At 71.6% G+C, this 26,333-nt stretch carries 18 protein-coding genes and 2 tRNA genes; 16 read left to right on the top strand and 4 right to left on the bottom strand.

Annotation, left to right across the window (positions count from 1 at the left end):
- Nucleotides 1-233 precede the first annotated feature (233 nt).
- The 11 genes from rsfS (at nucleotide 234) to ACFC79_RS05240 (ending at nucleotide 13,634) form a co-directional block, all read left to right on the top strand.
- Nucleotides 234-665, top strand: coding sequence for a ribosome silencing factor (gene rsfS, locus ACFC79_RS05290; RefSeq protein ID WP_376235429.1), 432 nt, complete (start codon nucleotides 234-236; stop codon nucleotides 663-665).
- Complete coding sequence (locus ACFC79_RS05285) at nucleotides 662-1,315, top strand: histidine phosphatase family protein (protein ID WP_376235822.1); 654 nt, start codon at nucleotides 662-664, stop codon at nucleotides 1,313-1,315. The genes rsfS and ACFC79_RS05285 overlap by 4 nt, the downstream gene beginning before the upstream one ends.
- Nucleotides 1,316-1,522: 207 nt before the next feature.
- Nucleotides 1,523-1,595: transfer RNA gene (locus ACFC79_RS05280), tRNA-Ala, on the top strand.
- A 709-nt stretch (nucleotides 1,596-2,304) separates the two neighbouring features.
- Nucleotides 2,305-2,538 carry a hypothetical protein gene (locus tag ACFC79_RS05275; protein ID WP_015608461.1) on the top strand — a complete coding sequence of 78 codons (234 nt, stop codon included), beginning with the start codon at nucleotides 2,305-2,307 and terminating at the stop codon, nucleotides 2,536-2,538.
- Nucleotides 2,539-2,672: 134 nt separating this feature from the next.
- A tRNA-Ala gene (locus tag ACFC79_RS05270) sits at nucleotides 2,673-2,745 on the top strand.
- Between the two features lie 442 nt (nucleotides 2,746-3,187).
- Entirely contained in the window at nucleotides 3,188-6,061 is a 2,874-nt protein-coding gene (leuS, locus tag ACFC79_RS05265; RefSeq protein ID WP_376235426.1) for a leucine--tRNA ligase, read from the top strand.
- 289 nt (nucleotides 6,062-6,350) lie between these two features.
- On the top strand, nucleotides 6,351-7,085 hold the full coding sequence (locus ACFC79_RS05260; RefSeq protein WP_376235423.1) for a hypothetical protein: 735 nt from the start codon (nucleotides 6,351-6,353) through the stop codon (nucleotides 7,083-7,085).
- Nucleotides 7,086-7,215: 130 nt separating this feature from the next.
- Nucleotides 7,216-8,061, top strand: a complete 846-nt coding sequence (locus ACFC79_RS05255) for a DegV family protein (RefSeq protein ID WP_376235422.1) — start codon at nucleotides 7,216-7,218, stop codon at nucleotides 8,059-8,061.
- A 930-nt stretch (nucleotides 8,062-8,991) separates the two neighbouring features.
- A complete protein-coding gene (locus ACFC79_RS05250; RefSeq protein WP_376235420.1) occupies nucleotides 8,992-9,654 on the top strand; it encodes a ComEA family DNA-binding protein in 663 nt (220 codons plus the stop codon).
- A gap of 95 nt (nucleotides 9,655-9,749) precedes the next feature.
- Nucleotides 9,750-12,239 carry a ComEC/Rec2 family competence protein gene (locus tag ACFC79_RS05245; RefSeq protein WP_376235820.1) on the top strand — a complete coding sequence of 830 codons (2,490 nt, stop codon included), beginning with the start codon at nucleotides 9,750-9,752 and terminating at the stop codon, nucleotides 12,237-12,239.
- A 510-nt stretch (nucleotides 12,240-12,749) separates the two neighbouring features.
- Nucleotides 12,750-13,634: a YceI family protein gene (locus ACFC79_RS05240; protein ID WP_376235417.1), complete on the top strand. Its 885-nt coding sequence runs from the start codon at nucleotides 12,750-12,752 to the stop codon at nucleotides 13,632-13,634.
- A gap of 115 nt (nucleotides 13,635-13,749) precedes the next feature.
- On the opposite strand, the gene ACFC79_RS05235 is transcribed toward ACFC79_RS05240, so the two are convergent.
- The gene (locus tag ACFC79_RS05235; protein ID WP_376235415.1) at nucleotides 13,750-13,995 is read right to left on the bottom strand and encodes a hypothetical protein; all 246 of its coding nucleotides are present in this window, start codon (nucleotides 13,993-13,995) and stop codon (nucleotides 13,750-13,752) included.
- Between the two features lie 104 nt (nucleotides 13,996-14,099).
- Here ACFC79_RS05235 and holA point away from each other — a divergent pair, with 104 nt between their 5' ends.
- Nucleotides 14,100-15,086 carry a DNA polymerase III subunit delta gene (holA, locus tag ACFC79_RS05230; RefSeq protein WP_376235412.1) on the top strand — a complete coding sequence of 329 codons (987 nt, stop codon included), beginning with the start codon at nucleotides 14,100-14,102 and terminating at the stop codon, nucleotides 15,084-15,086.
- Between the two features lie 809 nt (nucleotides 15,087-15,895).
- Here the strand turns inward: holA and rpsT are convergent.
- Nucleotides 15,896-16,162, bottom strand: a complete 267-nt coding sequence (gene rpsT / locus ACFC79_RS05225) for a 30S ribosomal protein S20 (protein WP_376235409.1) — start codon at nucleotides 16,160-16,162, stop codon at nucleotides 15,896-15,898.
- Nucleotides 16,163-16,377: 215 nt separating this feature from the next.
- On the opposite strand from rpsT, the gene lepA reads away from it, so the two are divergent.
- The 4 genes from lepA (at nucleotide 16,378) to hemW (ending at nucleotide 24,511) form a co-directional block, all read left to right on the top strand.
- Nucleotides 16,378-18,252 carry a translation elongation factor 4 gene (lepA, locus tag ACFC79_RS05220; protein ID WP_376235407.1) on the top strand — a complete coding sequence of 625 codons (1,875 nt, stop codon included), beginning with the start codon at nucleotides 16,378-16,380 and terminating at the stop codon, nucleotides 18,250-18,252.
- Between the two features lie 539 nt (nucleotides 18,253-18,791).
- On the top strand, nucleotides 18,792-20,681 hold the full coding sequence (locus ACFC79_RS05215; RefSeq protein ID WP_376235405.1) for an AMP-dependent synthetase/ligase: 1,890 nt from the start codon (nucleotides 18,792-18,794) through the stop codon (nucleotides 20,679-20,681).
- Between the two features lie 461 nt (nucleotides 20,682-21,142).
- A complete protein-coding gene (locus ACFC79_RS05210) occupies nucleotides 21,143-23,071 on the top strand; it encodes a SpoIIE family protein phosphatase (RefSeq protein ID WP_376235818.1) in 1,929 nt (642 codons plus the stop codon).
- Between the two features lie 207 nt (nucleotides 23,072-23,278).
- Nucleotides 23,279-24,511, top strand: coding sequence for a radical SAM family heme chaperone HemW (hemW, locus tag ACFC79_RS05205; protein WP_376235402.1), 1,233 nt, complete (start codon nucleotides 23,279-23,281; stop codon nucleotides 24,509-24,511).
- Between the two features lie 124 nt (nucleotides 24,512-24,635).
- On the opposite strand, the gene ACFC79_RS05200 is transcribed toward hemW, so the two are convergent.
- Complete coding sequence (locus ACFC79_RS05200; protein WP_376235400.1) at nucleotides 24,636-25,457, bottom strand: DUF3097 domain-containing protein; 822 nt, start codon at nucleotides 25,455-25,457, stop codon at nucleotides 24,636-24,638.
- Between the two features lie 130 nt (nucleotides 25,458-25,587).
- Nucleotides 25,588-26,310 (bottom strand): MBL fold metallo-hydrolase, encoded by a 723-nt coding sequence (locus ACFC79_RS05195; protein WP_376235398.1) that lies wholly within the window; start codon nucleotides 26,308-26,310, stop codon nucleotides 25,588-25,590.
- Nucleotides 26,311-26,333: the final 23 nt, after the last annotated feature.

Genomic DNA, 26,333 nt, shown 5'->3' with positions numbered 1-26,333 from the left:
CGGTCCGTGAGACCCTAGGGGGTGCTGAAGATTCCGGCCGGACCTCCGACGCCCGGCGTGTACGTCTGCGGCGTTGTCCGAACGGCCCGGCGGTTTGACCGGGGGACCGTCCCGGCGGCCCCGGTCGTACGCACCGGTGCCGCAGGCCGATCCGGCCGGGAACGTTCAGCAGCCTCCCAGAGGCCCCCAGCAACCTCCCCGAGGTTGATCCGCCCGTCGACGAAAGCCTGCTTGTGACCGCTACGGACCGCTCCATCGAGCTCATCAACACCGCCGCCCAGGCCGCCGCCGACCGGCTCGCGCACGACATCATCGCGTACGACGTCAGCGATGTGCTGTCGATCACGGATGCCTTCCTGCTGGCCTCGGCACCCAACGACCGCCAGGTCAAGTCCATCGTCGACGAGATCGAGGAGCGGATCCAGAAGGAACTCGGCGCCAAGCCGGTACGCCGCGAGGGCGACCGCGACGCCCGCTGGATCCTGCTCGACTACGTCGACATCGTCATCCACGTCCAGCACAGCGAGGAACGCGTCTTCTACGCGCTGGAGCGGCTCTGGAAGGACTGCCCCGAGATCGCGCTCCCCGAGGACGCCGTCAAGACCCGGGGCAAGGCCGAGGAGCACGCGCGGCTCACCGGCGGTACGGAAGGTGAGCAGAGCTGAGCGCCGGCGGAACCGGCAGGGGTCGCAAGATCGTTCTCTGGCGGCACGGTCAGACGGCATGGAACCTGGAGCGCCGGTTCCAGGGCTCCTTGGACATCGCCCTCACCGAGACGGGCGTGGGGCAGGCCCGACGGGCCGCCCGGCTGCTCGCCTCGCTGAAGCCGCACGCGATCGTCGCCTCGGATCTGCGACGGGCGGCCGCCACGGCGGCCGAGCTCGCCGCGATCACCAGCCTGGAGGTCGCGCACGACGCGGGACTGCGGGAGACCTACGCCGGAGCCTGGCAGGGCCTCACCCATGAGGAGATCATCGGGCAGTACGGCGAGCAGTACGCCGCGTGGAAACGCGGTGAGCCGGTGCGCCGCGGTGGCGGGGAGCTGGAGACCGAGGTCGCCGACCGGGCGGCCCCGGTCGTCCTCAAACATGCCGACAAGCTGCCCGACAGCGGCACGCTCGTCGTAGTCAGTCACGGTGGCACCATCCGCACCACCATCGGCCGACTGCTGGGCCTGGAGTCGCACCACTGGGAAGGGCTGGGCGGGCTCTCCAACTGCTGCTGGTCGGTGCTGGGTGAGGGCGCCCGCGGCTGGCGTCTGCTGGAGCACAATGCCGGCACGCTGCCCGAGCCGGTGCTCGGCGACGACACCTGAGGGCTGTTCGCCCGCCCGGTCCCGGGACGCCGGGATGCCCGGCTCCGGCTCTCGGCATCCGGTTCTCGGCGGCCTCCGGGCGGCCGGGTTCGGGAGCGTCGGGGCCCGCTCGTGGCGATGGACCGCCGGATTTCACTTTCTGGCAGGTCACAGGCTAAAGTTCTTCTTGTTCGCAGCGCGGGAGCGCAGAGAAACACGGCGAACAGCGGGGCTATAGCTCAGTTGGTAGAGCGCCTGCATGGCATGCAGGAGGTCAGGAGTTCAATTCTCCTTAGCTCCACAATCAAGGATCCCGCCCCTGTCAGGGGGCGGGATCCTTTCGTTCTGTGCTTCCCTCCGTGCTTCCCCCTGCTCCCCCTGCTCCTCTCCGTGTTCCGCCTTCCAGGGGGCGGCCCCGGGAACGGTGCCCGGGCGTCGCGGCCTGCGGTCAGTTGACACGTGGTCATCGTCGACCGTCCTCGACGCAGGCGCCCCGTACGGGAGTCGACACCCCGTGCGGGAACCGACGGGCGTCGCCGCCCGGTGCGCGCCTGCGACGCCGATGGCCGGATCCACCGACGGCCGGACGCCGGAGGCATCGGTGCCGACAGTGGCCGAGCGGCGCCAAGAGCCCCTGCCCCGGGCCGCATTCGCGCCGGGGCGCGTGTGCCGGGGCTTGCGGCACCGGTACGCGACGGGGCTCCGGAGACGTCGCACGGTCGTGCCGACGGGCCTCGGCGGCCGTCGGTGACCGCACGGACACGCGAGCGAGCCGCGCTCTTGCGAGGTCATGGCAGAATCGGAACGCCGGAGGGGGCTACGGACCGAACGGGAGGGACCGCGCGATGCCTGCGAGTCGCCACGAGGTCCCGGACCGGCCCCTCGTCCCCGAAAACCGTGCCCGCGTCCACCGTCCTGTCGGCGGCCCACCCGGTGCGGCCGGGTCTCCCGGTGGCCACGGCCCGGTCTCCCTACCGCGTACGGTCGGCGATCGAGGCCGGAGCTGATTCATGGGTGCACACAGGCGGAAGTGCGACTGGTGCGGCAGCGGCACGCCCATCGTCAGGGACATGGATCCGATCAACCCCGAGTACCAGTACTGGTGCGAGGAATGCGCGCGGGCGCTGATCATAAAGGGCGACCCCATCGAGACCTACCGGGAGCTGGAGGGGGAGCCGATCTACGGGCGGCTCCTGGAGGAGCACTGCACGCTCAAGCGCTTCTACTCCTTCGCCACCGCGTGAACCCTCGCTCCGCGGCTCTCTGCGGCCGTGCGCATCGGGCCGCGACCGGTCGGACCGGAATCGATTTGGTGGACCGGCGGGGTCACCGGTAATGTTCTCGATGTCGCCACGGGGAACCGGGCGGTGCACAACACGGGGCTATAGCTCAGTTGGTAGAGCGCCTGCATGGCATGCAGGAGGTCAGGAGTTCAATTCTCCTTAGCTCCACATCGGAGAACGAGAAGCGGGTCATCCTCACAGGGTGGCCCGCTTTCCGCATGTGCGGCTGTTCCGTTGTGCGACTCATCCGTGATGAGCCGTTCCGCAGGCATGTCAGAGGTGCCGCCACGGAGAAACGGCGCGGGCGGATGCGGCCGGGATCGGTGGCCGACGGCCGCCGCGAAGGGCATCCCGGCGCCTCTTCGCGGTTCGGCACCCGTCCACGGTTCGGTCGGGCCCGGCCCCGATCCGGGACCGTGCGGTACCCTGGCGCCATGCGTGCCGTACGCCTTCTGCTTAGCGAGCCGCGCTGATCAGTCCCGACCGGTGAGAATGCCTGGTCGGAATCGGCGCGGCGTCCCCTCCTGTGCGAGGGGATTTTTCGTTTCCGTAGACGTGTGTCCGTAGACGTGGGCGCCGGCAGATGACGATCGATGGAGCTTTGAGGATCATGAGCGAGACGAATTCCGCAGCCGAGACGGCTGCGCCGCACCGCTACACGGCGGCGATGGCCGCCGACATCGAGGCACGCTGGCAGGACTTCTGGGACGCCGAGGGAACGTACGCGGCGCCGAACCCGAGCGGTGACCTGGCGGGTGATCCGGAACTGGCCGCCAGGCCGAAGAAGTTCATCATGGACATGTTCCCGTACCCCTCCGGTGCGGGCCTGCACGTCGGTCACCCCCTGGGCTACATCGCCACCGACGTCTTCGCGCGCCACCAGCGGATGACCGGGCACAACGTCCTGCACACCCTGGGCTTCGACGCCTTCGGGCTGCCCGCGGAGCAGTACGCCGTGCAGACCGGCACGCACCCGCGGGTCTCCACCGAGGCCAACATCAAGAACATGACCGCCCAGCTGCGCCGGCTGGGACTGGGCCACGACAAGCGCCGCTCGTTCGCCACGATCGAGTCGGAGTACTACAAGTGGACCCAGTGGATCTTCCTGCAGATCTTCAACTCCTGGTACGACACCGAGGCCGACCGGGCCCGCCCGATCGACGAACTGGTCGCACAGTTCGAGAGCGGAGCCCGTCCCACCCCGGACGGCCGTGACTGGAGCGCGCTGAGCGCCGTCGAGCGCGCGGACGTCCTGAGCGGGTACCGCCTGGCGTACGCCTCCGACGCGCCGGTCAACTGGTCGCCCGGCCTGGGTACCGTGCTGGCCAACGAGGAGGTGACCGCGGACGGTCGCTCCGAGCGCGGGAACTTCCCGGTCTTCAAGGCCAAGCTGCGCCAGTGGAACATGCGCATCACGGCCTACGCCGACCGGCTGCTGAACGACCTGGACGGGCTGGACTGGCCCGAGGCCATCAAGCTGCAGCAGCGCAACTGGATCGGGCGTTCCGAGGGCGCGCGTGTCGACTTCCCGGTCGACGGAGCCGATGCCGTCACCGTCTTCACCACCCGCCAGGACACCCTGTTCGGCGCCACGTACATGGTGCTGGCACCCGAGCACGAGCTGGTCGAGCAGATCGTTCCGGCCGCCTGGCCCGAGGGCACCCACCCGGTGTGGACCGGCGGGCACGCCACCCCGGCCGACGCCGTCGCCGCCTACCGCAAGCAGGCCGCGGCCAAGTCCGACGTGGAGCGGCAGGCCGAGGCCAAGGACAAGACCGGTGTCTTCACCGGCGCGTACGCCACCAACCCGGTCAGCGGCGAGAAGGTCCCCGTCTTCATCGCCGACTATGTGCTGATGGGCTACGGCACCGGCGCGATCATGGCCGTGCCGGCGCACGACGCGCGTGACTTCGCCTTCGCGCGCGCCTTCGAGCTGCCGATGCGCTGCGTCGTCGAGCCGTCGGACGACCGCGGGACCGATCCCTCGACCTGGGACGACGCCTTCGGTTCGTACGACGCGAAGCTGGTCAACTCCGCCAACGACGAGATCTCGCTGGACGGTCTGGGCGTCGTCGAGGCCAAGGCGAAGATCACCGAGTGGCTGAAGGGGCACGGCGCCGGCGAGGGCACCGTCAACTTCCGGCTGCGCGACTGGCTGTTCAGCCGCCAGCGCTACTGGGGCGAGCCGTTCCCGATCGTCTACGACGAGGACGGCGTCGCCCACCCGCTGCCCGATTCGATGCTGCCCCTGGAGCTGCCGGAGGTCGACGACTACTCGCCGCGCACCTTCGACCCGGACGACGCGGACACCCAGCCCGAGACCCCGCTGTCCCGGAACTCCGACTGGGTCAACGTCACTCTGGACCTGGGTGACGGCAACGGCCCCAGGAAGTACCGCCGCGAGACCAACACCATGCCCAACTGGGCGGGATCCTGTTGGTACGAGCTGCGCTACCTGGACCCGAACAACGAACAGAAGCTGGTCGACCCGGCGATCGAGCAGTACTGGATGGGCCCGCGCGAGGGGCAGCCGACCGGCGGCGTCGACCTGTACGTGGGTGGTGCCGAGCATGCCGTTCTGCACCTGCTGTACGCGCGCTTCTGGTCCAAGGTGCTGCACGACCTGGGGCACATCTCGTCCGCCGAGCCGTTCCACAAGCTGTACAACCAGGGCATGATCCAGGCATACGTCTACCGGGACGGCCGGGGCATCGCGGTTCCGGCGGCCGAGGTCGAGGAGCGCGACGGAAAGTTCTTCTACCAGGGCGAGAAGGTCAGCCGCGTCCTGGGCAAGATGGGCAAGTCGCTGAAGAACGCCGTGACGCCGGACGAGATCTGCGCCGAGTACGGGGCGGACACACTGCGCCTGTACGAGATGGCGATGGGCCCGCTGGACGTGTCGCGGCCGTGGGACACACGTGCCGTCGTCGGCCAGTACCGACTGCTGCAGCGCCTGTGGCGCAACGTCGTCGACGAGGAGACCGGTGAGGTCACGGTCGTCGACACGGAGCCGGGCGAGGAGACGCTGCGTGCGCTGCACAAGGCGATCGACGGGGTTGCCAAGGACATGGCAGGGATGCGCTTCAACACGGCCATCGCCAAGGTGACCGAGCTGAACAATCACCTGACCAAGGCGGGCGGCCCGCTGCCCCGGTCCGTCGCCGAGCCGCTGGTGCTGCTGGTGGCGCCGCTGGCGCCGCACATCGCGGAGGAGCTGTGGCGTCGACTGGGTCACACCGAGTCCGTCGTGCACCAGGACTTCCCGGTCGCCGATCCCTCGTACGTGGTGGACGAGACCGTGACCTGTGTCGTACAGGTCAAGGGCAAGGTCAAGGCGCGCCTGGAGATCTCTCCGTCGATCACGGACGAGGAACTGGAGGCGCTGGCCCTGGCCGACCCGGCCGTGGTCGCGGCGCTGGACGGCGCGGGAATCCGCAAGGTGATCGTGCGTGCTCCGAAGCTGGTCAACATCGTTCCGGCGTGACGGCGTCGATCGGGTCGGCGGGGTGGTGGTCGTGACCGCGTGAGTGCGGTGACGGCGCCGATGCCGGGACGGTGACGTCCCGGCGAGGCCGCGCCGGCCCGCGCCGGTGCCGTGGCATCCGGCTCCGGCGGCGCGGGACGGCCGCCGCGTCCGTCGGCTCGACCGCTGCGTCTGTGCGAGTGGGGGCCTTCCCCTACGGGCAGGTTGGGGGTTCCGAAGGAACCCTCGGCCTGCCTTTTCCGTTTACGGTGGAGGGGCCGGCAGCCGATACGACATCCGAGGGGCGCTCATGGAAGCCGTGATCCTGATTCTGGGGTTGCTCTTTTTCGCTTTCATCGCGCTGAGCGTGTACGTGAGCGTCAAAGCCATCGGTGTGGCGAAGCGGGGTGTGGACCGCACGATCACTCAGGCACGCCGCACGGTCGAGGACGCCTCGCTGCGGGCGAAGAGCTACGGCGCCACGGGAGTGGGCGGAGAGCTGGCGCAGTTGCGGCTCTCGTTGCGTACCTCCATGCGGGCCACACAGGAGGCGTTGCGGACGGGGGTCGCCGAGGACGCCTCGCTCTCCGAGTCGCTGGACCTCTTCCGGCGCCTGAGCGCGCACGGACACGTGCTCGACGACGAGCTGAGGAGACTGGAGCGCGAGCCGGACCGGGCCACGGTCGCCTCGTTGCTCCCCGGGCTGAGGGAGCGCACGGAGCGGATCACGCACTCGGCGGATTCCTTGCGGTGGGCGGCGCGGGACCGGGCACAGCATTTCGTCGACGACGACCTCGACGCGTTGAACGCGCAGATCGACATGGAGGCCGGGGCCCTCAGGCATTGGACGGACGGATCGGACGAGTCCGCCCGTGGGCAGAACAGTCCGCAGGACGAAAGCCGGGCGCAGGGGCCCGAGCGGCGCGGCAGTCGGGAGGGGCATGGACAGGGGGACCGGGTGAGCCGGGCGATAGCGGCCCCGGACCCACGCCACCGGACCGCGTACTCGTGGCAGAAGGCGACAAGGCCCGAGACGACGAACTGACGTGTCCCGTCCCGCGGCCGACGGGCATGGCCGTCCGTGAACGGGCGGGCACAAGCCGGAACGGCCCCGGGCGTCGGGTCGGCCGGGGTCGGACTGCCACTCGGAGGGCTTGCCAGGTAACCTCCCGCTCATGTCCCGCCATGTCGCGATCGTTACCGATTCCACGGCCTACCTGCCCCCCGAGGCGCTGGAGCGGCACGGCATCACCGCGGTGCCGTTGACCGTCGTCCTCGGCGATCAGGCCCTGGAGGACGGCACAGAGCTCTCCGCTCGTTCGCTCGCGGTCGCGCTCCAGAAGCGCCGCCCCGTGACGACATCCCGTCCCGGTCCCGAGGTCTTCGCGGCCGCGTACCGGGCGGCAGCCGACGCCGGTGCCGACGGCCTCGTCTCGTTGCACCTCTCGGCGGAGATGTCGGGCACGTACGACGCCGCATTGCTCGCCGCGGCGGACGCGCCGATTCCGGTGCGGGTGGTGGACACCGGGATGGTCGCCATGGCCCTCGGATTCTGCGCCCTGACGGCGGCCGAGACGGTGCAGGCGGGCGGAAGCCTGGACGAGGCCGTCGCAGCCGCGGAGAAGCGTGCCGCGGACACGTCCGCGTACTTCTATGTCGACACGTTGGACTACCTGCGGCGCGGCGGCCGCATCGGTGCCGCGCAGGCGCTGCTGGGATCGGCACTCGCTGTGAAGCCCCTCCTCCAACTCGACGCCGGCCGTATCGAACTGCTGGAGAAGGTACGGACGGCGTCGAAGGCGATCGCCCGCCTGGAGGAGATCGTCACGGAGAGGGCGGGCGGCGGGCAGGTGGATGTCGCCGTGCATCACCTGGCGGCGCCGGAGCGGGCGGAGCGGCTCGCCGAGCGGCTGCGCGAGCGTGTGCCCGGGCTGGTCGACCTGCATGTCAGCGAGGTGGGCGCGGTGATCGGCGCGCACACCGGTCCCGGCCTGCTCGGAGCGGTGGTCTCGCCGCGCTGAGGCCGGCTCCGTCCCGGGCGTCCCGGCCGTGTGTCGGCTGCGGTGCCGGGAGGGGCACCACATCACTCCTCGGGGTGGCCGAGTTGTCCACAATCAGTCGGTTGTCCACCGGAATCGAGGTGGCTCGGCGGGTTCGGGTGAATGTGCCTACCGTCGTGAGGCATGGCTCTGCGAACACATCGTGCAACCGGCAAAAGCGGCAGCGGACCGGGGCGTGCCCGTAGCGGTCCCGGTCTCGGTCCCGGACGGCAACGACCCTCGCGCGGACGTGCGGACATCGTCGCGGCGGCTTCGCGCCGCCGGGCGGACGCGCTCATGGCAGGGGCGAGCGCGCGCGTGGAGGGGGCGGCCGGGGAGCGGGGCGCACCGTCCGCGGCGGGGAGGGGCGCCGTTCCGGGCTCCGCCGCCTACCCGGACCCGGCCATGCTCGGGGCGTCGTCACCGGCGTCGGACCTCTCCGGCTCTCGGGTTCCGCTCCCGGTACCGAACCCCGCTGCTCAGGTGTTCGAGGGCCCGGACCCTGCCGCTTCGTCGCCCCGTCGTCCGGCGACGGGACCGACAGTGACCACCGGGCCGGGGCCAGGGCCAAGTGTGTTGACGGCCGAGGCCCCCGCCACCGAATCGGCTGCATCGACCCCGCCTCCGGCTGCGGCCGCGGCACCGGGCCCGGGTTCGGGTTCGGCTGCGAGCCCCGGCGTTGCGGAGGCGGCATCCTCCGTCGCGACCCCGGTCCGGCGCCGGGCGCCGTCGGCCAGGGGCCGGGCGCGGCCCTCCGGCCCGGGGCCGGCCTCGCTTCCGCCCGCCGCATCAGCGCCTGCCTCGCACCGGGCCACGGCCCCGGCCAGCGGTTCCGGGGAGCCGGGGTGGCGGGAACGACTGATCCCGGCGGTGCGGGAACGGATTCCGGTCTGGCTCCAGCTCAGGTGCGGAATGGAGCCAAGGACCCTTGCCGCGCTGGCCGTTGTCCTGATCGCGGCCGCGGCGTTCGCGACGATGCACTTCTGGTCGGCCCGACCCCACCCCGTGCGGGCTCCCGATCTTGTCGACGAGGCCGCACACACCCGGACCACAGAGACATCGACTTCCGCGCCCGGCGGCTCCGCAGTGCCCGAGCCGTCGCCCGGACCGACGACGGTGACGGGACAGGGTGCCCACATCGTCGTCGATGTGAGCGGAAAGGTACGGAATCCGGGCATTCACCAACTGCCGTCCGGGGCAAGGGTCGCGGACGCGCTGCTGGCGGCAGGCGGGGCGCGGCCCGGTGTCGACCTCACCGGGCTGAACCGGGCACGGGTGCTCATGGACGGGGAGCAGATCGTGGTGGGTGTCCCGCCCGGCACACCCACCACCGGCAGCGGCACGCAGGGCGGTGGCACGGGCGGTGGCTCCGGGCCCGTGACCGGACCGATCAGCCTCAACAACGCGACCGTCGACCAGCTGGACACCTTGCCCGGTGTCGGACCGGTGCTCGCCCAGCACATCGTCGACTACCGCACGCAACACGGCGGGTTCCGGTCCGTCGACGAACTCCGCGAGGTCAACGGAATCGGCGACCGGCGGTTCAGCGACCTCCAACCGCTGGTGGGACCGTGAACCCGCCGGAGACCCGGCCGGCTTCGAGGCACCGGCACGGCGCGCTCGATCCGCGGCAGGAGGGCCCCGCCGACCTGCGACTGGTCCCACCGGCCATGGCGGCGTGGGCCGGAGCCGCCCTCGCACTGGGCACGCCGGGACGGTGGACGACGACGGGTGTGATGGTCTGCGTCGGTACGGCGCTGGTGCTGCTCGCGTGGTCGGGAGCGCCGTTGCCCCGCGCGTTTCGGGGAAACCGGTCCGGCCCCGGGGGTGGGCCGGCGGATGACGGGAGCGCGGCAGGCCGTCGGTGGCGGGCGCGGACCACCGTGACCGCCACCGCCACGGCACTGCTCTGTGCGGCGGCCGGGGCCGCGTCGGCAGGTCTGCACGGCGCGGACGTCCGACAGGGGCCGGTGCACGGACTGGCACGGCAATTCGCGAGGATCGAGGCGGAGGTGACAGTGACCTCCGACGCACGGCAGACCGTGCCCAGGGTGCGCGGCGACCACAGCACACCCGCCTCACTCCTCATGGACGCCGAGATCACCCGGCTGATCGGCCCCGACGGTGCGATCACGCGGCTGAGGACGCCCGTGCTGCTGATCGTCCGGCCCGACGGGGCGACGGCCCGGTGGCAGCAACTGCTTCCCTCCACGCGACTGCACATCGGCGGTCGGCTGGCACCGCCCCTGCACGAAGGGGAGCGCAATGCCGCCGTACTGCGGCCGGAGGGCAAGGGACCGCCCCGCATCATCGGACCGCCCTCGTCCGTCCACCGCACGGCAGGTGCGCTGCGCGCCGGGCTGCGGCGGGCGACCGACCGGCTCGACCCCGATGCCCGCGCACTCCTGCCCGGCCTGGTCGTCGGCGACACGTCGAGGCTCACGCCAGAACTCCACGAAGCCTTCCGGGCGACCGACCTCACCCACCTGATGGCGGTCTCCGGTGCCAATCTGGCGATCCTGCTCGCCCTTCTGATCGGGCCACCCGGCATCGCGCTGCGTGCCGAACGCCGCGGCCTGGCACCCCGCCTGGGCATCCCGTTGAGGCTGACCGCGTTGCTCGGCGGCGGGCTCACGCTCGCCTTCGTCATCGTCTGCCGTCCCGAGCCGAGCGTGCTGCGCGCTGCGGCCTGTGGGCTGATCACCCTGCTCGCCATCGGTACGGGGCGCCGCAGATCACTGATCCCCGCACTGGCCGCGGCGGTCCTGCTGCTGGTTCTGTACGACCCGTGGATGGCGCGCAGCTATGGTTTCGTCCTCTCCGTGCTGGCCACCGGTGCCCTGCTCACCATCGCCCCGCCGTGGGCCGACGCGTTGCGACGGCGTCGGGTGCCGCCCCGGATCTCCGAGGCGCTGGCGGCGGCCGCGGCGGCGCAGGCCGTGTGCGCGCCGGTGGTCGTGCTGCTCGCCTCGCAGGTCAGCCTGGTGGCGATCCCGTGCAATCTGCTGGCCGAGTTCGCGGTGGCGCCCGCCACGGTTCTCGGGTTCGCCGCGCTCGCCGTGGCGCCGGTGGCCATGCCCGCGGCAGAACTGCTCGCCGGGATCGCGGGGTGGCCCGCCGGGTGGATCGCCTCGGTGGCCCGCACCGGGGCGGGACTGCCCGGTGCGGCGATCGACTGGCCCGACGGCGGGAAGGGCGCCGTGCTGCTCGCCGGGCTGACGGCGCTGGTGCTGTTGTTCGCCCGTCGCGCGGCGCGCCACCCCTGGATCTGCACGGCTGCCGCGCTGCTGCTGGTCCTCGCGGTGCTGCGCCCGGTGCCGCTCACCCGGGTGCTGACGGGGTGGCCGCCCCCGGACTGGGCGTTCGCCATGTGCGACGTGGGTCAGGGCGACGCCCTGGTGCTGGCCGCGGGGGATGCCGCAGGTGTGGTCGTCGACACCGGCCCCGACCCGGGGCTCGTCGACCGGTGCCTGAGCGATTTGGGCATCTCCGAGGTGCCATTGCTGGTCCTCACGCACTTTCACGCGGACCACGTACGGGGGTTGCCGGGAGTATTGCGGGGCAGAGCGGTGGGGGCGATTCAGACGACGAGCCTGGACGAGCCGCCGGAACAGGTCGCGTTCGTCCGGAGAACGGCCGCCGCGTCGGGGGTCCCCCTGATCCGGACCGTCCCCGGGGAACGCCGCCGGATCGGGCCGCTCCAGTGGCAGGTCCTGTGGCCGGTGGGCGGAACGGGGGCGGCCGACGCGGCGACCGGTGCCACTTCGCCGATGTCGGGGGCCGCGCCCGTACCGCAGGATCCGAACGACGCCAGCATCACCCTGTACGTCCGGGCCGGCGGGTTGACCCTGTTGCTGCTCGGAGATCTCGAACCCCCGGCCCAACAAGGGCTGTTGCGCAGATATCCCGCCCTGCCGCCGGTGGACGTGCTCAAGGTCGCCCATCACGGTTCCGCCCATCAGGACCCGGCACTGCTGCGCAGCGTGCGTCCCGGACTCGCCCTGGTGAGTGCGGGCAAGGACAACCCGTACGGGCACCCGGCCCCACGCACGCTCGACGCGCTCGGGGCCGGCGGTGCGAGGGTGCTGCGTACCGACAAGGATGGTGCGATCGCCGTGGCGGGGACCGGACCGCGACTACGGGCGGTGGGCCGCTCGTGAACATGTGCTGCGCCGGACAGGTGGCGCGGCCCGATCCGACGCTCGCAAACGGTCGGCGGCCACGCGGTCGGGGGCCACACGGTTGGACCCCGAGCGGTCGGGGGCGAGAGGCCGGGGGCCGAGTGGTTGGGGTGCCAGTGGGCGGGACCCAGGCTGTCGAGGTCCGAGTCGTCGGGGCTCAAGCGGTCAGGCACCGAGAGGCCGGGGCCCGTGCGGTCGGGGGAGTCCGCTCCCGCATTCGCCGGGTGATCTGACGCTGGCCGCAGTGGGAGCGGTGGCCTCGGGCGCACGCGGCCGACGCACCGGTATGGCGCGGGAGCGGATGCGACACCGGAGGAACGGCCAATTCGGATCTTCGGTAACACCTCTACGCAAGCAGCTGCGAGCTGCCCTGTTTGCCTCGAACGCCACAAGAGTGGTCGAATGCATGCTCGTCGGTGGGCCGGTGCTCCGACGCGTACGTCCAGTCGTCAGGCCCCAAGGTGACTCACCCCAGGGGGTAGTGAAGAGATGTTCGGCCGCTGGTTGCGAAACAGGGAAACGACGGGCGCCGTGCGGGGCGGTGCCCTTGCCGGGCTGGACGTGCCACGCACTGCCGGAGTGCTCAGCTGTCGCGTATTCGATCCGGTCAACGAGATCGTCCAGCAGGCCGAGTTCGTGGTCACCGACAGCGCGGGCCGCAAGGTCCTCGGCGGTGAGACGGACCCCTACGGCAATGTCCTCGCCACCGTTCCGGCCGGTGAGTACCGGCTGGCCGTCACGGCCGAGGGCTTCATCCCGTTCCACGGCGCGGCGACCGTCGTCGAGGGCGGTCACGCGAGCCTGGGCGACGTGACCATGCAGATATCCGCGCCGCCGCAGCTGCCCGACCCGGGGGAATGGGAAGTGGAGCCGATGCATTCGCAGATCGGCTTCACGGCCCGGCACATCGGCATGGCACGTATCCACGGCAGGTTCAACAACTTCGCCGGTGCGGTGCGGATAGGCGACCGCATGGAGGACTCGGCCATGCACGTCGTCATCGACGCCGCTTCGATCGACACGAACGTCCAGATGCGTGACGACCACCTGCGGTCCAGCGACTTCCTTGACGTCGGCCGCTATCCGACGATGGAGTTCTTCAGCGACCGCTTCGTCCATCGCGGCGGTACCCGCTGGGGTGTGACCGGTGCGCTCACTCTGCACGGCGTCAGTCGCACGGTCACCCTGGACACCCAGTACCTCGGCCTGGGCAGCGGGTTGGAGGGCGAGACGCGCGCGGCCTGCCGGGCCACCACGGAACTGCACCGCGAGGACTTCACGCTGACCTGGCAGACCATGCTGGCCCGAGGTATCGCGGCAGTCGGCTCCAGCATCTCCATCGACCTGGACATGCAGATCGTCCCCAAGGCCTGAACGACCGGGATACCGGCCGGTGTCGAGTGGCGCCGGAGTCCGTCGAGCCCCACCTGACACGTTCCGTCGCACCCGACACGTTCCGTCGTGCTCGCCAGGGATTACGAGGCAACCCTCAGGGCGCTTCGAGCCAGCCCTCGTACTCGGCCGCGAATGCGTCGAGTGCCGCAGCGTCGAGTCGCTCCGACGGGTCCTCCACGACGACCAGCCACTGGGCGTCCTCGGCGTCGTCCTCGCCCGCCAGCGCATCACGTACGAGCTGGGGCTCTTCGACCACTCCGAAACGGTCGCCGAGCTCCTCGGCCACTTCCTCCGCGGCGTCGCGGTCGGGCAGCACCAGCACATGTCTCACATCGCTCACCTGCCCATTCTCCCGTACGACGTGCACCGGGGAGCCCGCTTTGGCGGGGGATCCGGGGAGGGAGCCCGGGGGTTTGTCAGCGGTGCGTGGGATGCTGGACGACGATGGCCACCAGAAGGAATTCGACCGACGATCCGCTCGCCCCCCTCACGCTCGCCGTGGGTCAGGAGGACCTGCTCCTGGACCGCGCCGTGGCACAGGTGGTGGCGGCGGCCCGCGCCGCGGACCCCGACACGGACGTCCGCGACCTCACCCCCGACCAACTCCAGCCCGGCACCCTCGCCGAGCTGACCAGCCCGTCGCTCTTCGCCGAGCGCAAGGTTGTGATCGTACGGAACGCGCAGGACCTCTCCGCCGACACGGTCAAGGACGTCAAGGCGTACCTGGGCGATCCGGTCGAGGAGATCACTCTCGTCCTGCTGCACGCGGGCGGGGCCAAGGGCAAGGGGCTGCTGGACGCCGCGCGCAAGACCGGGGCGCGGGAGGTCGCCTGCCCGAAGACGACCAAGCCTGCCGAGCGGCTCTCCTTCGTGCGGGCGGAGTTCCGGACGCTGGGGCGATCCGCGACGCCCGAGGCGTGCCAGGCGCTCGTCGACTCGATCGGCAGCGATCTGCGGGAGCTGGCGAGCGCGGTCTCGCAGCTCGTCGCGGACGTCGAGGGCACGATCGACGAGTCGGTCGTCGCCCGCTACTACACGGGGCGTGCGGAGGCTTCGAGTTTCACCGTCGCGGACCGCGCGGTCGAGGGGCGGGCGGCGGAGGCACTCGAAGCCCTGCGCTGGTCGTTGTCGACCGGTGTGGCGCCGGTGCTGATCACCAGCGCGCTGGCGCAGGGGGTACGGGCGATCGGCAAGCTCTCCTCGGCGCGTGGCGGACGGCCGGCGGACCTCGCCCGTGAACTGGGCATGCCGCCGTGGAAGATCGACCGGGTGCGTCAACAGATGCGCGGGTGGACACCGGACGGCGTGGCGATGGCGTTGAGGGCGGTCGCGGATGCGGACGCCGGGGTCAAGGGGGGCGGCGACGACCCGGAGTACGCGCTGGAGAAGGCCGTCGTCGCGATCGCGCGTGCGGCGCGGTCGAGGCGCTGATCGGGGAAGGCGGGGCGGGGAAGGGAAGGGACGGAGGGGAGTCGGGGAGCGCAGGGAGCCGCGGCGCTGCGCAGCGGCCGAGGCGGCGCGGGGTTCTCCGGGCTTCCCGAGTTGCCCGGAACCCGGGAAGCCCGACGGTCGGCGCGGTATGGGGACGGCGCTGCGGCGGGGGCGTTCACCGAGCGATCGGCTTCGGGCTGCCCCGGTGGCCGGTTCGTCCGCTCGTGCTGCCCGTCGGTTCTCGTCCGGTGCCCGTTCGTCACTCGGGCGGCTGCTCGCCGGTTCTCGCCCCTCCGCCCGTCTGTCGGTTCCCGCCCCGTGCTGCCTGTCACTCGGGTGGCCTGCCCGTCGGGTCTCGACCGGTGGCCGGTTCGTCCGCTCGTGCTGCCCGTCGGTTCTCGTCCGGTGATCTGTCTGTCGGCTTCCGCCCTCGTACTGCCCGCCGCTCGGACGGCCTGCCGGTCGTATCCGCCCCCGCTTCTCGTCCGATGGGCCGTCTGTCGGTTCCCGCTTTGTGCTGCCCGCTGTTTTCCGGCCCCGTGACCCGGCCGTCGGCTCTCGCCCGTCATCCGGCGGGGGCCGCGCGGGCCGGGCCGGACCGGGTGCGCCGAGGGCGCTCATGTGTCAAGGGCCCAGGGCACGCCGAAGGCCCCGACCGCGCTCCGGGGAGAGCGGGGCCGGGGCCTCCGGTTCACGCTTGGTGCGCCGCACCCGCGTGGCGAACGCAGGTTCGGTGTGCGGCGCGGGGGCCGGGCAGGGGCGGGAGAGAGGGCCCGCTGATCCGTTCCGGCAGGTGGATCTCAGACAGCTCAGCCCTGGAGGGAGGCAACCTTGGAGGCCAGCGCCGACTTCTTGTTGGCGGCGGCGTTCTTGTGGATGACACCCTTCGAGACGGCCTTGTCGAGCGCACGGGAGGCGTCGCGAGTGGCCGTGGTGGCCTTCTCGACGTCACCGGCGGCGACGGCCTCACGGGCCTTGCGGATAGCGGTCTTGAGCGAGGACTTGACGGCCTTGTTGCGCAGGCGCGCCTTCTCGTTCGTCTTGTTCCGCTTGATCTGGGACTTGATGTTCGCCACGAAAGAGCCTTTTCAGGTTCGTTGGATCTTCGATGTGTGTCCCGCGGCCCGGGAGAGTCGCGAGACACAGCTGTCAACGGTACCAGCCCCGCTCGGACCGGCCCAAACCGGTCCCCGCCCCGCAACCATGGGACGATGGAGGCTACGTATCGATCCGACCGAACCGACATCGACCCGAGACACGGCGTTCGGCGTCTCAAGAATCAGGACCCTGCGTGCCCGCGACTCCTACCAACGTGCCCGAGCCGAGCCGTACCGACCCGGCGCTGATCCGCAACTTCTGCATCATCGCGCACATCGACCACGGCAAGTCGACCCTTGCCGACCGCATGCTCCAGCTGACGGGCGTGGTCGACCAGCGGCAGATGCGTGCTCAGTACCTCGACCGGATGGACATCGAGCGCGAGCGCGGCATCACCATCAAGTCCCAGGCAGTGCGTCTGCCCTGGGCCCCTACGACGGGTGAGGACCAGGGCCGCACCCACGTCCTCAACATGATCGACACCCCGGGCCACGTGGACTTCACCTACGAGGTCTCGCGCTCGCTCGCCGCATGCGAGGGCACGATCCTGCTGGTGGACGCCGCGCAGGGGATCGAGGCCCAGACACTGGCCAACCTCTACCTGGCGATGGAGAACGACCTCACCATCGTCCCGGTGCTCAACAAGATCGACCTGCCGGCCGCGCAGCCGGAGAAGTTCTCCGAGGAGCTGGCCAACCTCATCGGCTGCCGGCCGGAGGACGTGCTCAAGGTCTCCGCGAAGACCGGTGTCGGCGTGGACGCCCTGCTCGACCGGGTGGTCAAGGACGTCCCGGCCCCGGTCGGGGTGGCGGACGCCCCGGCCCGCGCGATGATCTTCGACTCGGTCTACGACTCGTACCGCGGCGTCGTCACGTACGTCCGTGTCGTCGACGGGCAGCTCAATAAGCGCGAGCGCATCCGGATGATGTCCACCGGCGCCACCCACGAACTGCTGGAGATCGGGGTGTCCTCCCCGGAGATGACCCCGGCCGACGGCCTCGGCGTGGGCGAGGTGGGCTACATCATCACCGGTGTGAAGGACGTCCGGCAGTCCAAGGTCGGTGACACCATCACCTCCCTGAACAAGGGTGCGACCGAGGCGCTGGGCGGCTACAAGGACCCCAAGCCGATGGTGTTCTCGGGCCTGTACCCGCTGGACGGCTCGGACTACCCGGACCTGCGCGAGGCGCTCGACAAGCTCCAGCTCAACGACGCCGCCCTGGTGTACGAGCCGGAGACCTCCGCCGCGCTCGGCTTCGGCTTCCGCGTCGGTTTCCTCGGCCTGCTCCACCTCGACGTGATCCGCGAGCGGCTGGAGCGCGAGTTCGGCCTCGACCTCATCGCCACCGCGCCCAACGTGGTCTACCGCGTCGACATGGAGGACGGCACCGAGCACACCGTCACCAACCCGAGCGAATTCCCCGAGGGCAAGATCGACCAGGTGCACGAGCCCGTCGTGCGCGCCACGATCCTCGCGCCCAGCGAGTTCATCGGCGCGATCATGGAGCTCTGCCAGAGTCGTCGCGGCACCCTGCTCGGCATGGACTACCTCTCCGAGGACCGCGTCGAGATCCGCTACACCCTGCCGCTCGCCGAGATCGTCTTCGACTTCTTCGACCAGCTGAAGTCCAAGACGCGCGGGTACGCCTCCCTCGACTACGAGCCCACCGGCGAGCAGACCGCGCAGCTCGTCAAGGTCGACATCCTGCTGCACGGCGACAAGGTCGACGCGTTCTCCGCGGTCACGCACAAGGACAAGGCGTACGCCTACGGTGTGCGGCTGGTCGCCAAGCTGCGCGAGCTGATCCCGCGGCAGAACTTCGAGGTGCCGATCCAGGCGGCCATCGGCTCCCGGGTCATCGCCCGCGAGACCGTCCGCGCCATCCGCAAGGACGTTCTCGCCAAGTGCTACGGCGGTGACATCTCCCGCAAGCGGAAGCTGCTGGAGAAGCAGAAGGAGGGCAAGAAGCGGATGAAGATGGTCGGCAGCGTGGAGGTGCCGCAGGAGGCATTCATCGCCGTGCTGTCCACGGACGAGTCGGGCGGGGACGGCAAGGCCAAGAAGTAGGCGGTCGCCATGTGGCGGGCGGGTGCGAATGCCGCGCCCGCCCGCCGCGGCCCCCCATCCGCACCGCTCCGCCCGGTGTCGGCCCCGACGGGCCCCTGTGTCGCCGCACGCCGCGACACAGGGGCCCGTTTGTTATGAAGCGGCGGCCCGTTGCCTCTTACGCGGCGGACGCGGGCGCTCTACCCTGATCACGGCCTCGTGGTTACTCGCCAGTTAAACAAGTGGGGTCGAGTGCCGTCGGACGTACGCCGCAGAGCGTGCGGGACGCGCACCGCACGCACGGACGACGAGGCTCGCGGACCGAAGCGGAGAACCACGCGGACGTACGCGGAAACCGGCAAGCAGAGAAGGCACGGGAAGCCGCGCGGAGGGCGACGCGTGGCGCACGACGCGCAGGAAACGAGCAGCACACCGGCAACAACCAAGAGCAGGCCCAGCAGGAACCCGGCAAGAACCCGCAGGAAACAAGCAGCCACACATAGCCACCAGCAGCGACCAGCAGCCGGTCGTGAAGCACTGCCGCAGGCCCGGAGGATGTCGTGAGCGACACACTGACCCAGATCGAGAACCGACCGCCCTCCGTGGCGAACCTCTTCGCCGACCGCGTGGCGGCCACCCCCGACGGGGAGGCGTACCGCTACCCGGTCCCCTCGGCCACCGGCGAGGGACCCGATGACTGGAAGTCGCTGAGCTGGGCACAGGCCGCCGAGCGCGTGTACGCGATCGCGGCGGGACTCATCGGGCTGGGCGTGCTGCCGGAGCAGCGCGTCGCGCTCGCCTCCTCCACCCGCGTGGAATGGATCCTCGCCGACCTCGGCGTGATGTGCGCGGGCGCCGCGACCACCACGGTCTACCCGTCGACCAACACCGAGGAGTCGGCGTTCATCCTCGCCGACTCCGGGAGCCGGGTACTGATCGCCGAGGACGCGCAGCAACTGGCGAAGGCGCGCGAGTGCCGGGCCGACCTGCCCGAGCTCGCCCACGTCGTCGTCATCGATGCCGAGGACGCCGAGGCCGCCGAGGACGATCCCGAGGGCTGGCTGCTCACCCTGGCCGACCTGGAGGCCCGCGGTGCCGAGTACCTGGCGAAGCACCCCGAGGCGGTGAAGGAGCGGGTCGCCGCCATCACCTCGGACCAGTTGGCCACCCTCATCTACACCTCGGGCACCACCGGCCGCCCCAAGGGGGTGCGTCTGCCGCACGACAACTGGTCGTACATGGCCAAGGCCACCGTCTCGACCGGGCTGATCACCGAGCACGACGTCCAGTACCTCTGGCTGCCGCTCGCGCACGTCTTCGGCAAGGTCCTCACCTCCGGTCAGATCGAGGTCGGTCACGTCACCGCCGTGGACGGCCGGGTGGACAAGATCATCGAGAACCTTCCGGTGGTCCAGCCGACCTACATGGCCGCCGTTCCCCGGATCTTCGAGAAGGTCTACAACGGGGTCGCAGCCAAGGCACGGGCCGGCGGCGGGGCCAAGTACAAGATCTTCCAGTGGGCGGCCGGAGTGGCCCGCGAATACGCGAAGGTCTCGCAGGACAACTTCCGGCGCACCGGCACGGGGTCCGTTCCGTTCGGGCTCGGGGCCAAGCACAAGCTCGCCGACGCCCTCGTCTTCGCCAAGATCAGGGAGGCGTTCGGCGGCCGGCTGCGCGCCTGCGTCTCCGGCTCCGCCGCGCTCGCCCCCGACATCGGCTACTTCTTCGCGGGCGCAGGCATCCACATCCTGGAGGGTTACGGCCTCACCGAGTCCAGCGCCGCCTCCTTCGTCAACCCGGGCGAGGCGTACCGCACCGGCACCGTCGGCAAGCCGCTGCCCGGCACCGAGGTGCGGATCGCCGACGACGGCGAGATCCTGCTGCGCGGCCCCGGTCTGATGGAGGGCTACCACGGGCAGCCGGAGAAGACCGCCGAGGTGCTGGAGGCGGACGGCTGGTTCCACACCGGGGACATCGGCGAGCTGTCCGTGGACGGCTACCTGCGGATCACCGACCGCAAGAAGGACCTGATCAAGACGTCCGGCGGCAAGTACATCGCCCCCGCGGAGGTCGAGGGACAGTTCAAGGCGGTCTGCCCGTTCGTCTCGAACATCCTGGTGCACGGCGCGGACCGCAACTACTGCACCGCCCTGATCGCGCTCGACGAGCCCGCCATCCTCGGCTGGGCCGCCGAGAACGGCATGGGCGGGAAGTCGTACGCCGACGTGGTGGCCTCGCCGCGGACCGTCGAGCTCGTCGACGGCTACGTACGACGGCTCAACGAGGGGCTCCAGCGCTGGCAGACCATCAAGAAGTTCCGGCTGCTGCCGCGTGATCTGGACATCGAGCACGGTGAACTGACGCCCAGTCTGAAGCTGAAGCGCCCCGTCGTCGAGCGCGAGTACAAGGACCTCATCGAGGACATGTACGCGGGGGCCCGCGAGGCATAGGGGGCGTGTGTCGAAAGTCCCGCCCTCCGGGCGGACGACGCTATTTTCGGCACACGCCCTGGGCCGTGTCCGGCGGCGGCACCGGACCCCCTCGTCCGGGCCGTGCCGGGCTCGCCCGGTCCGGACGAAGGGCCCTGGGGCCGGTTCGGCCGCCGGGGCCGAACCGCCGGGGCCGGACCGCCGGGGCCCAACTGACCCGCACGGATGCACCTGGGAGGCGTGACGGGCCCCGTGAGGCCCCCGTGCCGATGGGCCTCACGGGGCGCGCTCCGGGTGCTTCCGTGCCGACCGCACGGTGCGTCAGGTCCTGATGTTCTCCGCTCACTTCGGCAACTCGCCTCTTATGGGCATGGTCAATCTGTCAGTCTGTCGGTGTCGTCAGTGACGTCCAGCGAGAAAGACAGCAACGAGAACAGCCAGAGCGAGAACAGGTCAGGAGCTGCACCGTGGGGTCCGTTCCCTTGCAGCGGGACATCGTTCAGCGTCCCGGTATCACCGTCGGCCACCCGGAGGAGCGGCCGGTCGCCCGTACGACCCTGCCCGGAAACCTTCTCGCGCCCTCCGCGGGACGCCGGTTCGTCCGGGCCGCGCTCGCCGGGTGGAGCGGGCTCGGACTGCCGACGGCCGTGGGATGCAGCGAACGCCTCGCCGACGACGCCTCGGTCGTCGTCAGCGAGCTGATCACGAACGCGGTCGTGCACGCCGGAACCAACGTCGAGCTGCTGTGCCGGCTGGAGGAGGCCACCGATGTCGAGTCCGCCGCCCTGGTGCTGGAGGTCTCCGACCACCATCCCGCGCGGGCCGTGCGCAGCGACCGCCCGGCCGAGGGCGGCCCGGCGGACGGCGCCGCCGGGTACGCCGTTCCCACCGATCCGGTCGAGTACGGCCGCGGTCTCCAGCTCGTCGGCACCCTCGCCGAGCGCTGGGGCATCACCTACCGCACCGGTCTGAAGACCGTCTGGGCCCGCCTCCCCGTCGACGACTGGAACCCGTTCCCCGAGGCGTCCGGCGAACCCGGATTCCAGCAGGGACTGCGCGCCGCCGAACTGCTCGCCCCCACCGCCCGGCGGGCCCTGCGCGACGACGCGGACTGGGCGGGCCGCGGCGCGCTGTCCTTCCTCGCCGAGGCGTCGGACCTGCTCGCCGGACAGCTCGACGAGGACATCGTGGCGGCGCTCGCCGGACAGTTACTCGTTCCCCGGCTCGCCGACTGGTGCGCGATCTGGCTGGAGCCCGAGAACGGTGGACCGGTGGCCGTCCCCCGGCTGGCCAGCGTCTGGCACCGGGACGAGACCGAGACCCCCGGCCTGCGCACGGCGCTGGAGCAGGCCCCGATCCGGCTGCCCGAACGGGTCGGCACCGGCCCGGTCTCGCTGGCCTGGCCCTGGGGCGAGGAGGAGGGCGAGGCGCCGACGACGGACGAGCCGCACGCCGGGTCCGCCCTCGCCTACCGGATCACTTCGGGCGGCCGGACCCTCGGAGCCGTGCTCCTCGGCCGGGAGGGCGCCGGGCGCGTGCCCGACGAGGTGACCGCGCTGATAGAGGACTTCGTCCGCAGGGTCGGCCTCGCCGTCGGCGCCGCCCGCGCCTACACCCGCCAGGCCACCATCAGCCGCATCCTGCAACGGGCGCTGCTGCCCGGCAAGGTCGCCGACATACCCGGGGTGAGCAGTTCACTGGTGTACGAGCCCAGCGACGACGGGGTCGTCGGCGGCGACTTCTACGACATCTTCCCGTGCCCCGGTGACCGCTGGTGCTTCGTCCTCGGCGACGTCCAGGGCAGCGGCCCCGAGGCCGCCGTCGTCACCGGCCTCGCCCGGCCCTGGCTGCGGCTGCTGGCCCGGGAGGGCTTCGGCGTCGGCGAAGTGCTGGACCGGCTCAACCGGCTGCTCCTGGACGATGCGATGGAGGCCGCCGAGGCCGCCGCGCTCATGGTGGCCGCGGCGGGCGGCCAGCACACCGCGGACACCGGGCAGTCCCGCTTCCTGTCCCTGCTGTACGGGGAACTCGTTCCGCTGCCGGACGGTGGGGTGCGCTGCACCCTGGCCAGCGCCGGACACCCGCTGCCGCTGCTGCTGCGGCCCGACGGGGCGGTGCGCCCGGCGGCCGACCCGCAGATGCTGCTCGGCATCTTCGACGATGTCTCCTACGAGAGCCAGAGCTTCGATCTGGCGCCCGGCGACAGCCTGCTGTGCGTCACCGACGGGGTGACCGAGCGGCGCTCCGGAACGCTGATGTTCGACGACGGGGACGGCCTGGCCCGAGCCCTGGCCGACTGTGCGGGGCTGTCGGCGGACGGAATAGCGGACCGGATCAAACGGGCCGTGCACGAATTCGCCGAGCGCCCGCCGGACGACGACCTGGCGCTGCTGGTGCTCCAGGCGGGGTGAGGCCCGGCGGGGGCGGGGAACGGCCGCCGCATGGCGTGCCGCCGACGAGCACGCCCGCGGTGAGGCCCGGTGGGGACGGAGCGGCCGGGGATCCGGCCCCGGGCCGGGTTCGTCCTTCCACGGCTGTCGGGGCCGGCGCGTGGCCCGACGGTTCCCGGCCGGGCGGACGTGGCCGGGAACCCCTGCCGACGAGTGACAATGGGCGGTATGCCTTCCGTACTGCCCGATGGTGAACCCGTACCCGACGACGGGGCGCTGCCCCGCCATGCCCTGGAAGGCGCCGCCGACCGGCCGCTCGGCTTCTACCTGCACGTGCCCTACTGCGCGACCCGCTGCGGCTACTGCGACTTCAACACCTACACCGCGACCGAGCTGCGCGGTTCCGGCGGCGTGCTCGCCTCCCGGGACAACTACGCCGGCCACCTGATCGAGGAGGTCCGCCGGGCCCGTAAGGTCCTCGGCGACGATCCCCGCCGGGTCCGCACGGTCTTCGTCGGCGGCGGCACGCCGACCCTGCTGGCCGCCGCCGACCTGGTCCGGATGCTGGGGGCGATCCGCGACGAGTTCGGACTCGCGCCCGATGCCGAGGTCACCACCGAGGCCAATCCGGAATCCGTCGGCCCGGCCTACCTCGCCGAGCTGCGGGCGGGCGGCTTCAACCGGATCTCGTTCGGCATGCAGAGCGCCCGGCAGCACGTGCTGAAGATCCTGGACCGCACGCATACGCCCGGCCGCCCCGAGGCATGCGTCGCCGAGGCCCGCGAGGCGGGCTTCGCGCATGTCAACCTCGACCTGATCTACGGCACGCCCGGCGAGTCCGACGACGACTGGCGGGCCTCGCTGGACGCGGCGATCGGGGCCGGCCCGGACCACGTGTCGGCGTATGCGCTGATCGTCGAGGAGGGCACCGGGCTGGCCCGGCGCATCCGGCGCGGTGAGATCCCGATGACCGACGACGACGCCCACGCCGACCGCTACCTGATCGCGGAGGAGGCGATGACCGCGGCGGGCTTCTCCTGGTACGAGGTGTCGAACTGGGCCCGCACGCCCGAGGGCCGCTGCCTGCACAACGAGCTGTACTGGCGCGGAGCCGACTGGTGGGGCGCCGGTCCCGGGGCGCACAGCCACGTCGGCGGGGTGCGCTGGTGGAACGTGAAGCACCCCGGGGCGTACGCACAGGCGCTGGCCGGGGGGCGGTCGCCGGGGGCCGGGCGCGAGATCCTCTCCGCCGAGGACCGGCGGGTCGAGCGGATCCTGCTGGAGCTGCGCCTCGTGGACGGCTGTCCGCTGTCGCTGCTGAAGGCGGACGGGCTGGCCGCGGCGGGGCGGGCGGTCAAGGACGGACTGCTGCAGGCCGAGTCGTACGGACGGGGCCGGGCGGTGCTCACGCTGCGCGGGCGGCTGCTGGCCGACGCGGTGGTACGCGACCTGGTCGACTGAGCGGGCGGCGGACGGCGGAGCAGAGCGCACGGGAACCGGACGCGGACGGCGGGCCGGACCGGGGGCGGGCACGGACGACGGACACGGTGCACCCCGCACCGCACCCCCCCCGGAACGCCGCGGGCTACTCCTCCGGCGCCGTCACGAAGTCGATCAGGTGTTCCACGGAACCCAGCAGGGACGGCTCCAGGTCCCGGTACGAGCGCACCGAGGACAGGATGCGCTGCCAGGCCGCACCCGTGTTCTCCTCCCAGCCCAGCGCCCGGCACACACCGGTCTTCCAGTCCTGGCCGCGCGGCACCGACGGCCAGCCGCCGATGCCCACGGACGACGGCTTCACCGCCTCCCACACGTCGATGTAGGGATGGCCGACCACCAGCACGTTCGCGTCGGACACCTGCTCCGCGATCCGGGACTCCTTGGAGCCGGGGACCAGATGGTCCACCAGGACGCCCAGTCTGGCGTCCGGACCGGGGGAGAAGGCGCGCACGACGGCCGGAAGGTCGTCGATGCCCTCCAGGTACTCGACGACCACGCCCTCGATCCGCAGGTCGTCGCCCCAGACCCGTTCGACCAGCTCCGCGTCGTGCCGGCCCTCCACGTAGATCCGGCCCGCCCGTGCCACCCGGGCGCGGGCGCCGGGGACGGCGACCGATCCGGAGGCCGTGCGCGCGGGACGTGCCGGGGCCGACGCCGTCGGGCGCACCAGCGTGACCACTCTGCCCTCCAGCAGGAAGCCGCGCGGCTCCATCGGGAACACCCGGTGCTTGCCGAAGCGGTCCTCCAGGGTCACCGTCGGGCCCTGGGCCGTCTTCTCGCAGCGGATCACCGCACCGCAGAAACCGGTGGCGACCTCCTCCACGACCAGATCGGCTTCCGCGGGGACCTCGGGAACGGGGGCGGACCTCTTCCACGGCGGGGTCAGGTCCGGCTGGTAGCTGCGCATCGCACGACGATAGGACGGGCGGGGGCCACGACACGCCGCAGGGGCGGTCTCCCGGTCCTCGCGCCCGCCGTGGGACACGGACACCGGAGTCCGTCGGGTGGCCTGCGACCGCAGGCCACCCGACGGGCCCTCACACGCTGCCGTGCAGGGCGGCCAGCCGGTCGCGCTGCTCCCGGACGAACGCCGCGTTCACCACCGCCCCGTGCCCCGGCACGTACACCGCGTCCTCGCCGCCGAGCGCCAGCAGCCGGTCCAGGGCGCCCGGCCAGCGTGACGGGACCGCGTCCGGGCCCGCCTGCGGTTCGCCGGACTCCTCGACCAGGTCGCCGCAGAACACCACCGCGGGGGCACCGGGCACGACGGCCACCAGGTCGTGCCCGCTGTGCGCCGGGCCGAGGTTCGCCAGCAGCACCCGGCGCCCGCCGCCCAGGTCGAGCGTCAGCGCGTCGGCCACCTCGTGGTCGGGTGCCACCAGCACGTCGACGGCCGCCGACGCGTCCTGCCCGGACACCCCGTGACGCACCGCGGAGGCGCGGATCCCGTCCGCCTCGCGCCTCAGCAAGTCGGCCATGCCCGCCGCCCCGTACACCTCGGCGCCGGAGAACACGGCAGTGCCCAGCACGTGGTCGAAGTGCGGGTGGCTGAGTGCGACATGCGTCACGTCCCGGCCGAGCAGCGCCCGCACCCGGTCCCGGATCTCCGTCCCCTCGCGGAGCGTCGATCCGGTGTCGCAGAGCAGCACTCCGCCGGCTCCGGCCACCAGCCCGACCGTCGCGTCCCACCCGGGGAGACGGCACCGGCCCACACCGTGACCGAGTCGCTCCCAGCCGAACTCTTCCCAAGACACGTCCATACCGGGACGCTATCGGCAGTGGC

This window comes from Streptomyces sp. NPDC056061, from assembly GCF_042266885.1.
In the GTDB taxonomy this organism is placed as follows: domain Bacteria; phylum Actinomycetota; class Actinomycetes; order Streptomycetales; family Streptomycetaceae; genus Streptomyces.
This window is presented reverse-complemented; position numbering and strand designations above follow the sequence as displayed.

What these genes read in the sequence shown, in the direction of transcription:
- ACFC79_RS05275 (WP_015608461.1), top strand. Translation starts at nt 2,305, where the DNA reads ATGGGTGCACACAGGCGGAAGTGCGACTGGTGCGGCAGCGGCACGCCC.
- leuS (WP_376235426.1), top strand. Translation starts at nt 3,188, where the DNA reads ATGAGCGAGACGAATTCCGCAGCCGAGACGGCTGCGCCGCACCGCTAC.
- ACFC79_RS05260 (WP_376235423.1), top strand. Translation starts at nt 6,351, where the DNA reads ATGGAAGCCGTGATCCTGATTCTGGGGTTGCTCTTTTTCGCTTTCATC.
- ACFC79_RS05255 (WP_376235422.1), top strand. Translation starts at nt 7,216, where the DNA reads ATGTCCCGCCATGTCGCGATCGTTACCGATTCCACGGCCTACCTGCCC.
- ACFC79_RS05250 (WP_376235420.1), top strand. Translation starts at nt 8,992, where the DNA reads ATGGAGCCAAGGACCCTTGCCGCGCTGGCCGTTGTCCTGATCGCGGCC.
- ACFC79_RS05245 (WP_376235820.1), top strand. Translation starts at nt 9,750, where the DNA reads ATGGCGGCGTGGGCCGGAGCCGCCCTCGCACTGGGCACGCCGGGACGG.
- ACFC79_RS05240 (WP_376235417.1), top strand. Translation starts at nt 12,750, where the DNA reads ATGTTCGGCCGCTGGTTGCGAAACAGGGAAACGACGGGCGCCGTGCGG.
- holA (WP_376235412.1), top strand. Translation starts at nt 14,100, where the DNA reads ATGGCCACCAGAAGGAATTCGACCGACGATCCGCTCGCCCCCCTCACG.
- hemW (WP_376235402.1), top strand. Translation starts at nt 23,279, where the DNA reads ATGCCTTCCGTACTGCCCGATGGTGAACCCGTACCCGACGACGGGGCG.
- ACFC79_RS05200 (WP_376235400.1), bottom strand. Translation starts at nt 25,457, where the DNA reads ATGCGCAGCTACCAGCCGGACCTGACCCCGCCGTGGAAGAGGTCCGCC.
- ACFC79_RS05195 (WP_376235398.1), bottom strand. Translation starts at nt 26,310, where the DNA reads ATGGACGTGTCTTGGGAAGAGTTCGGCTGGGAGCGACTCGGTCACGGT.